This is a genomic window from Methylocystis suflitae (assembly GCF_024448135.1).
In the GTDB taxonomy this organism is placed as follows: domain Bacteria; phylum Pseudomonadota; class Alphaproteobacteria; order Rhizobiales; family Beijerinckiaceae; genus Methylocystis; species Methylocystis suflitae.
This window is the reverse complement of record NZ_JAMRYX010000012.1, coordinates 1-10,353: the sequence shown is the minus strand read 5'-3', so window position 1 is coordinate 10,353 and position 10,353 is coordinate 1. Positions and strand designations below refer to the sequence as shown.

Annotated in this window: 12 protein-coding genes; all 12 read left to right on the top strand. The window is 64.5% G+C overall.

All coding sequences use genetic code 11. From position 1 onward, the window contains the following. The coding region (locus NEI07_RS00840) for a head-tail connector protein (RefSeq protein WP_256032065.1) at positions 1-598 on the top strand (598 nt) is incomplete at its 5' end. Continuing rightward, positions 595-921 carry a phage head closure protein gene (locus NEI07_RS00835; RefSeq protein ID WP_256032062.1) on the top strand — a complete coding sequence of 109 codons (327 nt, stop codon included), beginning with the start codon at positions 595-597 and terminating at the stop codon, positions 919-921. The genes NEI07_RS00840 and NEI07_RS00835, both read left to right, overlap by 4 nt. A 10-nt stretch (positions 922-931) precedes the next feature. After that, the gene (locus NEI07_RS00830; RefSeq protein ID WP_256032060.1) at positions 932-1,339 is read left to right on the top strand and encodes a DUF3168 domain-containing protein; all 408 of its coding nucleotides are present in this window, start codon (positions 932-934) and stop codon (positions 1,337-1,339) included. 12 nt (positions 1,340-1,351) lie between these two features. Further along, on the top strand, positions 1,352-1,759 hold the full coding sequence (locus NEI07_RS00825; protein ID WP_123177718.1) for a phage major tail protein, TP901-1 family: 408 nt from the start codon (positions 1,352-1,354) through the stop codon (positions 1,757-1,759). Positions 1,760-1,919: 160 nt separating this feature from the next. Then, entirely contained in the window at positions 1,920-2,276 is a 357-nt protein-coding gene (locus NEI07_RS00820) for a gene transfer agent family protein (protein WP_256032057.1), read from the top strand. After that, entirely contained in the window at positions 2,273-2,512 is a 240-nt protein-coding gene (locus NEI07_RS00815) for a rcc01693 family protein (protein WP_256032055.1), read from the top strand. The genes NEI07_RS00820 and NEI07_RS00815 overlap by 4 nt, the downstream gene beginning before the upstream one ends. Further along, on the top strand, positions 2,509-3,153 hold the full coding sequence (locus NEI07_RS00810) for a phage tail tape measure protein (RefSeq protein ID WP_407659835.1): 645 nt from the start codon (positions 2,509-2,511) through the stop codon (positions 3,151-3,153). The genes NEI07_RS00815 and NEI07_RS00810 overlap by 4 nt, the downstream gene beginning before the upstream one ends. Further along, entirely contained in the window at positions 3,119-3,757 is a 639-nt protein-coding gene (locus NEI07_RS00805) for a DUF2460 domain-containing protein (protein WP_256032054.1), read from the top strand. The genes NEI07_RS00810 and NEI07_RS00805 overlap by 35 nt, the downstream gene beginning before the upstream one ends. Positions 3,758-3,869: 112 nt before the next feature. Continuing rightward, entirely contained in the window at positions 3,870-4,760 is an 891-nt protein-coding gene (locus NEI07_RS00800; RefSeq protein WP_256032053.1) for a DUF2163 domain-containing protein, read from the top strand. Then, the gene (locus tag NEI07_RS00795) at positions 4,757-5,188 is read left to right on the top strand and encodes an NlpC/P60 family protein (RefSeq protein WP_256032052.1); all 432 of its coding nucleotides are present in this window, start codon (positions 4,757-4,759) and stop codon (positions 5,186-5,188) included. The genes NEI07_RS00800 and NEI07_RS00795 overlap by 4 nt, the downstream gene beginning before the upstream one ends. 136 nt (positions 5,189-5,324) lie before the next feature. Then, positions 5,325-9,206 (top strand): baseplate multidomain protein megatron, encoded by a 3,882-nt coding sequence (locus NEI07_RS00790; protein ID WP_256032066.1) that lies wholly within the window; start codon positions 5,325-5,327, stop codon positions 9,204-9,206. An 8-nt stretch (positions 9,207-9,214) separates the two neighbouring features. After that, positions 9,215-10,353: DUF2793 domain-containing protein (locus tag NEI07_RS00785; protein WP_256032051.1), on the top strand; the 1,139-nt coding region annotated here is incomplete at its 3' end.

Below are 10,353 nucleotides of genomic sequence, written 5' to 3'. Positions count from 1 at the left end.
TCACCACAACCTAGGACGCGCGATGCGACCGATGCTCATCGGCGCGCCGGCGATCGAGCCCGTCTCGCTCGCCGACGCAAAATCATGGCTACGCGAAGACGGCGTCGAAGAAGACGAATTGATCCAGGCGCTGATCGTCGCCGCTCGCATGACGCTGGAGGCCTATACAAGGCGCTTCTTCATCACCCAAAGCTGGCGTCTCGTGTTCGATTGCTGGCCCACTTCGGTTGCCTCGAACGCGACGCTCAGCATTCCTTTCGCGCCCTTTCAGTCGGTGACGGCGATCCGCGTGCACGACGCAAGCGACGCGCCGCAGACGCTCAATGCGGCGACCTATCGCGCGCCCACCTCGACCGAGGACGGCCGCGTTAATTTCGCATCGGCGCCGCCGGCGCCTGGACGCGCGAGCGACGGAATCGAGATCGACTTCAACATCGGCTATGGCGCCCTCACGAGTGATGCGCCGCAGCCGCTGCGCCAGGCGATTTTGACGCTCGTCGCGTATTGGCGCGAACATCGCGGGGACGGCGGGGACGACGCTTTGCCCAAAGCTGTCGCGCAGCTCGCCGCGCCGTTTCGGCGGGAGCGGCTGCTGTGAGCGGGCTCCCCATCGGCGCGCTACGCCATCGCGTGACGCTCGAAGCGCCGATCGACGCGCCCGATGGCGCCGGCGGTTTTTCGCGCAGCTTTACGCCGGTCGTAAATCTTTGGGCGCACGTCGCGCCTTCGGGCGTCCGCGAGGATTTCGTCGAGCAGCGCGCCGAGCAGGCGACAACTCATGTCGTGACGATCCGCTGGCGCGACGATGTCTCAAAGGACATGCGCTTTGTCTACCGCGGTCGCAACCTTCGCATCCAATCGGTTCTCGATCCCGATGAGCGCCAGCGATTTTTGATCTGCCAATGCGAAGAGATCGCTTAAAGGACTCGCCATGAGTGCTTCTCCCGTCATCGCGCTGCGCAAGGCGATCCGCGCCTATCTCTTCGCGGATGCAGGCTTCGCCGCCGCGCTCGGCCAAAAGCTTTACGACGAGGCGCCACGCGGCGCCGAACCGCCCTATGCGCTTTTTGGCGAAGCGCAGCTGCGCGATTGGTCCGCCGATCTCTCGCCGGGCGCGGAGCAGCTCTTTACGATCAGCGTCACGTCGACGATGCGGGGGCTGAGCGAGGCGCTCGAACTGGCGCAGCGCATCGCCGATCTTCTCGATGAGGCGGCGCTCAATCCTCAGGATCATCGGCTGGTCGACCTGCGCTTCCTCTCCATGGAAGCGCGTCGCGAGCAGAACGGTCGCTTCGGGCGAGTCAATCTGCGCTTTCGCGCCACGACAGAATATCTTTAACGGAGCTCAATGATGGCCGCCCAGAAAGGCAAGGATCTGCTCTTGAAAATTCATGACGGCGCGAGCTTCGTCACGGTGGCCGGCTTGCGCACGCGACGCCTCGCGCTGAATGCCGACACGGTCGACGTGACCGACGCCGAGTCGAGCGGCCGCTGGCGCGAATTGCTGGACGGCGGCGGACTGAGGCGCGCGAGCGTCTCCGGAACTGGCGTGTTCAAAGACCAGTCGTCGGATGCGCTCCTGCGCCAGACCTTCTTCGACGGGCTGCTGCGCGAATGGCAGATTGTCATTCCGGACTTCGGCGTGCTCTCGGGCCTGTTCCAGATCGCCAATCTCGATTACCGCGGCGAATATGCCGCTGAAGTGACCTTCGACATTTCGCTCGAATCGGCGGGCGCCCTCGCCTTCGCGGCGTTGTGAGGTTTGAACGGCTCAACCGTCATTCTCGACACGCAAAGCGCGAACAGGAATCCAGGGACAAAATCAAACATGCTTGTTGCGACTCTGGATTCCCGTTCAGGCCTTCGGCCTGCCGGAATGACAATTCCAGATGGACCGGCGCATTTCATATGAGGACGCAATGGCAAACAGCAAGCGCGGCGAAATCGACGCGACGATCGACGGCAAAAGTTACACGCTCTGCCTGACGCTCGGCGCGCTCGCCGAACTCGAAAGCGGCTTTGGCGCCAGCGATCTTGTCGCGCTCGCGAGCCGCTTTGAGGAACGACGGCTTTCCGCACGCGACATACTGCGCATCATCGGCTGCGGGCTGCGCGGCGCCGGCAACGACATAAGCGACGAAGACGTCGCGAGAATGAAAGTTTCGGAAGGTCTTGCAGGCTATGTGCGTATCGCGGCCGATCTCCTCGCCGCGACCTTCGGCGATGCGCCTGAGCGGAGCGCCGACGCAAACCCTCCGACGCCGCAGGACGCTTGAGGCAAACGGAAGAAGCGGCGCGCGACGCCTCCCATCGCGCGCCCTTTCCGTTCGCGCGCGCCATGGCCTTCGGGCTCGGCGTCCTGCGGCTCACATCGCACGATTTCTGGTCGATGACGCCGCGCGAACTTTTTTGCGCGGCGGAGGGCGTTTACGGCTTAGCGCCAAGCGCGCCGTCGCGCGCGGCGCTTGAAGCAATGATGCGCCAATTTCCCGATTCTCAAGGATCGACATGACGACGAATTTCGACCCCTTCCCGGACCCGTTCAACACGCCGGGCGCGAATGAGCGTGGTACAACAGCTAACCTGCAAGCGACGAAACTTCTGCTCGATCAGATCAACGCGTCGGCAGGAAATGTCACGAAGACGCTTCAGCTGGGGTTCGGCTCGGCGACGGCAAGCGGCCGCAGCTTCAACGACGTGCTCTCGACGATCGCACAGTCGCTGACGCGCATGGCCTTGCGCGCCGGAACCAAGGCGCTCGCCGAAGGACTGGTGAGCGGATTGAGCGGCATGTTTTCCGGCGTCCTCGGCGGCGCCGGGACCGTTGCGCCTTTCGCGCAGGGCGGGGTCGTCGCAAGTCCAACCTATTTTGCGAGCGGCGGCGCGATGGGGCTGATGGGCGAGCGCGGCGCCGAGGCGATCATGCCGCTCGCGCGCGGCGCGGATGGCCGCCTCGGCGTCGTCGCGCAAGGCGCCGCCGCGCGTCCGGTTGCGGTCACGGTCAACATCGCTGCGCAGGATATCGAAAGCTTCCGCCGTTCGGAGGCGCAAATCACGGGCGCCCTGGCGGGGGGCTGTCGCGCGCGGCCAGCGCAACCTCTAAGCGGGCGCAGCCGGCATGAGCGATTTTCACGAGATCCGCTTTCCGCTTGATATCTCGCTGGGCGGGCGCGGCGGACCGGAGCGGCGCACAGAGATCGTGACGCTCGGCTCCAATCGCGAGGCGCGCAACGCCCGCTGGGCGCATTCGCGGCGCCGCTATGAAGCTGGCTACGGCGTCAAGAGTCTCACGCAACTTTCGCAGATCATCGAATTCTTCGAAGAGCGGCGGGGCCGGCTTTACGGCTTTCGATGGCGCGATCGCGCCGATTGCGCCTCCTGCGCGCCGGGCGCGACGCCGAGCCCAACCGATCAAACAATCGGAATGGGAGATGGCGCGCGCACCGCGTTTCAGCTTGTGAAGATTTACGGAGGCGCCTTTTCCGCTTATGCGCGCGACATCGTAAAGCCGGTCGCTGGAACAGTGCGCGTCGCCGTCGACGACGTCGAGAAATCGGCGCCGGATGTGAGCGTCGACGCCGCAACAGGAATTGTGACCTTCACGCCCGGCGCCATTCCCTCGGCGGGAGCGGTCGTCACCGCTGGCTTTCTCTTCGACGTGCCAGTGCGCTTCGATACGGATTTTCTCGGAATCGACATGCACGCCTTCGAGGCCGGCGCGATTCCAAATATTCCGATCATTGAAATCATCCTGTAGCCCTGCTGCGTCACGGCGAGCGAAACGAAGCAACCGTAGCCGCATTCTGGATTGCTTCGCCGCATTCGCGTCCCGCAATGCCGCGGCACGATCAACCGAATTGGAAATATCCATGCTGTCGCTCTCTCCTTCGATGCTGGCGAAGCTCGATCGACGCGCCACGACGTTTTGTCAGTGCTGGCGCGTTGCGCGCAACGATGCGACAGCGATGGGCTTCACTGATCATGATCGCGATCTGACATTTAATGGCGTGACCTTTCGCGCAAATACCGGGCTTTCCGCTTCGCAGCTCGAATCGGGCGTTGGCTTTGCGCCGGGAACCGGCGAAGCGGCCGGCGCCTTGAGCGACGAGAGCCTCACCGAGGCGGATCTGCTGAACGGCCTCTATGACGGCGCCTCGGTCGAGACATGGCTCGTCGATTGGACGAATGTCGCTGATCGCGTCTTGCTGGATGTCGCGACGATCGGCGAGATACGTCGTGGCGAGATGGCTTTCGCCGCGGAGCTGCGCTCGAGCGCGCATCTTTTCGATCAGCAGCAGGGCCGCGCCTTTCAGCGCAGTTGCTCGGCTAATCTCGGCGACGTGCGCTGCGGATTCAATGTTTTGGCGGCCGGCTTTCACGCGACGGGCATCATCGCCGTCTCCGTTGGGGGCGCCATCGACATCGACCTTTCCGAAAATTTCGACAGCGGCTTCTTTGCAGGCGGCGCACTGACCTTCACAAGCGGCGCGAATGAGAATGCCCGTTTCACGATCAAATCGCATCGGCAGGCAAATCTTCGCGCGAGCGTCACGCTGTGGACGCCGCCGGGCGGCGCGATCCTCGCCGGAGACGCCGTTCTCATGACGGCGGGATGCGACAAGACCCCGTCATCCTGTCGCTTGAAGTTCGACAATATCGTCAACTTCCGCGGCTTCCCGCATATGCCGGGCAATGATCGAGTCATCGCCTATCCGAGCGCGCTTGCGCCGGCGATGGACGGCGGGAGTTTTTTTAGATGACCCGCGCCGACATTGTCGCGGCGGCGCGGCGTTGGCGTGGCACGCCTTACGTGCATCAAGCCTCGCTCATTCATGTCGGCTGCGACTGCCTCGGGCTCGTGCGCGGCGTCTGGCGCGACATCATCGGCGACGAACCGGAGGCGGCGCCCGCATATACGCCCGATTGGGCCGAAGCCTTGAGCGCCGAGACATTGCTTGACGCCGCTCATCGGCATTTCAGCGCGGTGGCTTTAAGCGATTTTCGTGAAGGCGACGTTCTGCTGTTTCGCTTTCGCGAACATCTACCAGCGAAACATCTCGGCATCGCAATATCGACGACGCATATGATTCACGCCCATGCCGGGGCCTGCGTCGCGGAGGTCGCGATTGGCCCGCATTGGCGCAAGAAGCTTGTAGCCGCCTTCGCCTTTCCGGGCGTTGCTGACTGAATGCTTTCAATTTGTCATTCCCGGCAGGCCGAAGGCCTGACCGGGAATCCAGAGCCGTTCACACGAATCTCTGCAATCGTCTGGATTCCTGGTCGCTGCGATGCGCGCGTCGGGAATGACCTTCTTCGAGACGCTCATGGCCACTCTTGTTCTGCAAACGATCGGCTCTGTCGCCGGCGGCGCGATTGGCGGACCTGTTGGTTCCTCGATCGGCCGCGTGCTCGGCGGCTTTGGCGGCTCCTATATCGACGCCGCGCTGCAACCGCAGGCATCGCCCCGCTATTCGATCGGCCCGCGGCTGAAATCGATGGACGGGATCACCTCAACGGAAGGCGCCGGCGTGCCGCGCGTCTATGGCCGCGCGCGCATCGGCGGACAGATGATCTGGGCGACGCGTTTTCTCGAACGCGTCAATGTTTCCTTTACGCAGACACAGCATCAGGGCAAAGGCGGCGGCGGCAGCGGCGGCTTCAACATTCAGTTCACCTATGCCTATTCGGCGAATTTCGCGATCGGGCTCTGCGAAGGGCCTATCGCTTTCGTGCGACGTATCTGGGCTGACGGTTCAGAGCTCGACATCACGACGCTGCCGATTCGTATCTATGCCGGGACTGAAGATCAGGAGCCAGATCCGCTGATCGTCGCCAAGGAAGGAGCCGAAAACGCGCCCGCCTATCGCGGCCTCGCCTATATCGTTTTCGAGGATCTCGCGCTCGCCGCATTCGGTAATCGCATTCCGCAATTCACCTTCGAGGTCGTGAAGCCCGTCGAAGGGCTCGGCGCAATGATCCGGGCCGTCGACCTTATTCCCGGCGCGACGGAGGCCGGCTATCACCCTGCCCTCAAGCTCAATTTCTACTCGCCCGGCGCCACGGCGGCGGAAAATCGCCATCAGCTCACCGCCGCGACGGATTGGACCGCGTCGATCGACGCCCTGCAGGCGCTTTGTCCCAATCTCGAAAGCGTCGCGCTGGTCGTCGCCTGGTTTGGCGACGACCTTCGCGCTGAACATTGCACGATCGCGCCGCGCGTCGACGCGAGATTTAAAACCATCGGTCAGTTCAACTTCATTCTCGGTGGCTTCTGGCCGCCCGACTGGGCGGTGGCTGGGCTGACGCGCGCAACCGCGCGGCTCGTGTCGCAAATCGACGGCCGCTCGGCCTATGGCGGAACGCCCAGCGACGCGTCGGTCGTCGCCGCTATCGCCGACCTCACGGCGCGCGGCCTCGCGGTGACGTTCTATCCCTTCGTGATGATGGACGTGCCGCCGGGCAATACGCTGCCCAATCCTTACACAGGCGGCGTCGAACAGCCGGCGTTCCCGTGGCGCGGACGCGTCACATGCGATCCCGCGCCGGGTCGCCCGGGTTCACCTGACGCAACCGCGACTGCTGCGGCGCAGCTCAACGCATTCTTTTCGCGCTATCGCGCCTTCATTCTGCATTACGCCAATATTTGCGTCGCGGCCGGCGGCGTCGAGGCCTTCCTCATCGGCTCCGAGCTGATCGGCTTGACGCGCGTGCGCTCGGCGCCGGGCGCCTATCCCGCCGTCGCGGCGCTGACGACTCTCGCGGCCGAAGCGAAAGCGATTCTTGGCCCGCAACCAAAAATCTCTTACGCCGCCGACTGGACGGAATATGGCGCGCATGTTCCTACGAGCGGCGAAGCGCGCTTTCCGCTCGATCCGCTGTGGGCGTCAAGCGCCGTCGATTTCGTCGGCGTCGACGTCTATTGGCCGCTCTCCGACTGGCGCGACGGCGACGCGCATCTCGACGCGCAGGAGGCGGCGAGCATTTATGATCTCGACTATCTCAAGTCTCGCATCGCTTCGGGCGAGGCCTATGATTGGCATTACGCCGACGCAAATGCGCGCCTAGAGCAAGATCGCACGCCGATCATCGATGGACTGGGCAAGCCTTGGATCTTCCGCCAGAAGGATTTTCTGTCATGGTGGTCGCAACCGCATTACGAGCGCGTCGGCGGCGCTGAGCTGGCGGCGCCAACGGCATGGGTCCCGCAGTCGAAGCCGATATGGATCGTCGAGACGGGATGTCCCGCGGTCGACCGCGGCGCCAATGCGCCGAATGTTTTTCCGGATCCGCGCTCGAGCGATGGCGGTCTGCCGTATTTCTCGCGCAACGGCCGCGACGATCTCATGCAGGCGCGATTCATCGAGGCGATGATCGCGCATTTCGATCCGGCGGCGCCCGGCGGCGGGGCGCGCAACCCGACGTCCAACCTCTACGCCGGGCCGATGGTCGATCCGGCGCGCCTGCACATATGGTGCTGGGACGCGCGCCCCTTTCCTGCCTTTCCGACGCAAGCCGATGCATGGAGCGACGCCGCCAATTGGGAAACGGGCCACTGGCTGAACGGACGACTCGAAGGCGCCCCGCTCGACCGCCTCCTGCTGGCGCTCGCCGGCGCCGTCTCCGCGCCTGAAGTTGTCACGCAGCGGCCGAACGTCAGCGGCTTTCTCGACGGCTATGTGCTGGAGCGGCCGATGTCGCCGCGCGAGGCGATCGATCCTCTTGCCGCGCTTTACGGCATCGACGTCGTGGCGAGCGCGGGCGCCTTGCGCTTCGTCGATCGGCGCGGGAAGCCGGTGTGCGAAATTGACGAAGATGATCTCGTTTCCGGCAAAACCGCGTCGCTCGTGACGCTGGCGCGGGCGCAGGAAAGCGAACTGCCGCAGGAGATCGCGCTTTCCTTCTGCGATTCCGAAAACGACTTTCAAATGGCGCGAGTCTTATCCCGCAGACTCGAGGGACGCTCGGCGCGCCAGAGTGAAGCGCAAGCCGCGGTGATGACGAATCGCGCCAATGCGCAGTCGCTTGCGGAGAGCTGGCTTCAGGACTTGTGGATCGGACGCGAAACCGCGGAGTTTACGCTGCGGCCTGGCCTTCTCGCCTTGCAGCCCGGCGATCTGGTGCGGCTCGGCGCAGCGGGCGGCGGCCGGTTGTTTCAAATTCAAAGCATCACGGACGGCGCCGCGCGGCAAGTGCGCGCGCGCGCGGCGGACGCGTCCGTCTATGACGTAGCCGCGCCGCTGCTTGGACGCGTGAATGTCGTATCGCCGAAGATGGTCGGACCGCCGAGAGTCGAAATTCTCGACCTCGCGCTGGCGCGCGACGAAGAAGCGCTCTCCTATGTCGCCGCCTTCGCCGATCCCTGGCCCGGTCCGCTCGCAATCTGGAGGATGACGTTCCAAGGCGGCTATGAGCAGATCGCGATCCTGGACAAGCGCGCGACGATCGGCGAGACGCTTGAAGTTCTGCGCGCCGGCCCAGTCGGACGTTTCGATAATGGCGGCGGCGTCACGATCAGAATCGGCGCCGAACACCTCTCGTCGGTGGGCGATCTCGCCGCGCTGGCGGGGCGCTCGTCGATGGCGATCCGCGTCGACGGCGACTGGGAGATTTTCGCTTTCGCGCACGCCGAACTTATCGGCGAACAGACGTATCGTCTGTCAAGGCTCATTCGCGGACTCGGCGGCGAAGAACATCTCGCCACGCGCGATGCGCCGGCCGGCGCGACCGTCGTGCTGCTCAATGACGCGATCTTGCCGCTCGCGCGCAAGGTCGCCGAGATTGGCGCGCCGATGACCTATCGAATCGGTCCGGCGGATCGCGACTATGCGGAGCCGATCTTCGTTCGGCCGACGGTCGCCGCGACAAACAAGGCGCTGCGTCCCTACGCGCCGACGAAGGCGCGCGCCCGGCGCACGCCGGCCGGCGTCGTCATCGATTTCGTGCGGCGCGGACGCATCGACTCCGACGCCTGGGAGGCGCTCGACATTCCGCTCGGCGAGGCGAGTGAATCCTATGAAGCCGATATCGCACTGCCGGCGAGCGGAAAGCGCACGATCACCGCCGCGGCAGCGTCGATCCTCTATCCCGCCGCCGAAGAACTCGACGATTTCGGCGCGCCGCAAAGCGAATTGACGCTTTCACTTTATCAGATGAGCGCGACGGCTGGACGGGGTTTCCCGCTGACGACGACGCTCCCCGTCCAATAGGAAAAACGATGACGCAAACCACGCATCTTGCGCTGCCCTTCATCGAGGCGGCGCAAGCGCAAAAGCACGTCACGCATAATGAAGCTCTGGCGCTGATCGACGCGCTGACGCAGCTTTCGGTGTCTGCGCGAGACGTGACGTCGCCGCCCGCGACGTCGGCGGAAGGCGACCGTGTGCTCGTCGGCGCCGGCGCGACCGGCGCCTTCGCCGGCAAGAGTGATCAGATCGCAACATTCCTCGCAGGCGGCTGGACCTTCCTTTCGCCGCAGGCCGGCTGGCGCGCCTATGTCGACGCGGAAGCGCTTCTGCTGCTCTATGACGGCGCGGGATGGATTGATTGCGGCCTGTCATTGCGCCAGCTGCAAAACCTTGCGCGGCTTGGGATCGGCGCGACCGCCGACGGCGCCAATCCGCTGCTCGCCAAACTCAATGCGACGCTCTTCACCGCAAGGGGCGTCGGCGAAGGCGGCTCCGGCGATCTACGCTTCGCGCTCAACAAGGAGAGCGCCGCGAACACTCTCTCGCAACTTTACGAGTCGAACTATTCCGCGCGCGCCGAAACAGGGTTGATTGGCGACGATCATTTCCACGTCAAAGTGTCGCCCGACGGTTCGATCTGGAAGGAAGCGATCGTCATCGACAGCGCCACAGGCGCAGTCGCCTTTCCAAGCGGCGGCCCGGCGAAGGTTCATCTGTTTGCGGCCACGGATTCTTATACGCCGACGCCAGGAATGCGCTTTGTTGACGTGATCCTTTTTGGCGGCGGCGGCGGCGGCGGCGCAGGCGCGCGACAGGCGGCCGGGGCAATCGCCTCAGGCGGAGGCGGGGGCGGAGGCGGCGGAATTGCAAAAGGCAAGTTTACCCCAGCTCAGATCGGCGGGGGCCTCACCGTCACGATCGGCGCGGGCGGCACTGGCGGCGCAGCGCAGACCGTCGATAGCGCGGCTGGAAACAACGGAACTGCCGGCGGCAACACGACGTTCGGGACGCTGCTCTTTGCTGGCGGCGGCGGCGCGGGCTCTGGCGGCGGAAACTGTGGCCCTGAAGCTGGCGGGTCCGGCGGCGGGTCCGGCGGCGGCATTACCGCAGCCAATGTAACAAGCGCGGGCGGCGTCGGAGGGAGAATTTACATTAACGGGGCGGCCGT

What these genes read in the sequence shown, in the direction of transcription:
- NEI07_RS00830 (WP_256032060.1), top strand. Translation starts at nt 932, where the DNA reads ATGAGTGCTTCTCCCGTCATCGCGCTGCGCAAGGCGATCCGCGCCTAT.
- NEI07_RS00825 (WP_123177718.1), top strand. Translation starts at nt 1,352, where the DNA reads ATGGCCGCCCAGAAAGGCAAGGATCTGCTCTTGAAAATTCATGACGGC.
- NEI07_RS00820 (WP_256032057.1), top strand. Translation starts at nt 1,920, where the DNA reads ATGGCAAACAGCAAGCGCGGCGAAATCGACGCGACGATCGACGGCAAA.
- NEI07_RS00810 (WP_407659835.1), top strand. Translation starts at nt 2,509, where the DNA reads ATGACGACGAATTTCGACCCCTTCCCGGACCCGTTCAACACGCCGGGC.
- NEI07_RS00805 (WP_256032054.1), top strand. Translation starts at nt 3,119, where the DNA reads ATGAGCGATTTTCACGAGATCCGCTTTCCGCTTGATATCTCGCTGGGC.
- NEI07_RS00800 (WP_256032053.1), top strand. Translation starts at nt 3,870, where the DNA reads ATGCTGTCGCTCTCTCCTTCGATGCTGGCGAAGCTCGATCGACGCGCC.
- NEI07_RS00795 (WP_256032052.1), top strand. Translation starts at nt 4,757, where the DNA reads ATGACCCGCGCCGACATTGTCGCGGCGGCGCGGCGTTGGCGTGGCACG.
- NEI07_RS00790 (WP_256032066.1), top strand. Translation starts at nt 5,325, where the DNA reads ATGGCCACTCTTGTTCTGCAAACGATCGGCTCTGTCGCCGGCGGCGCG.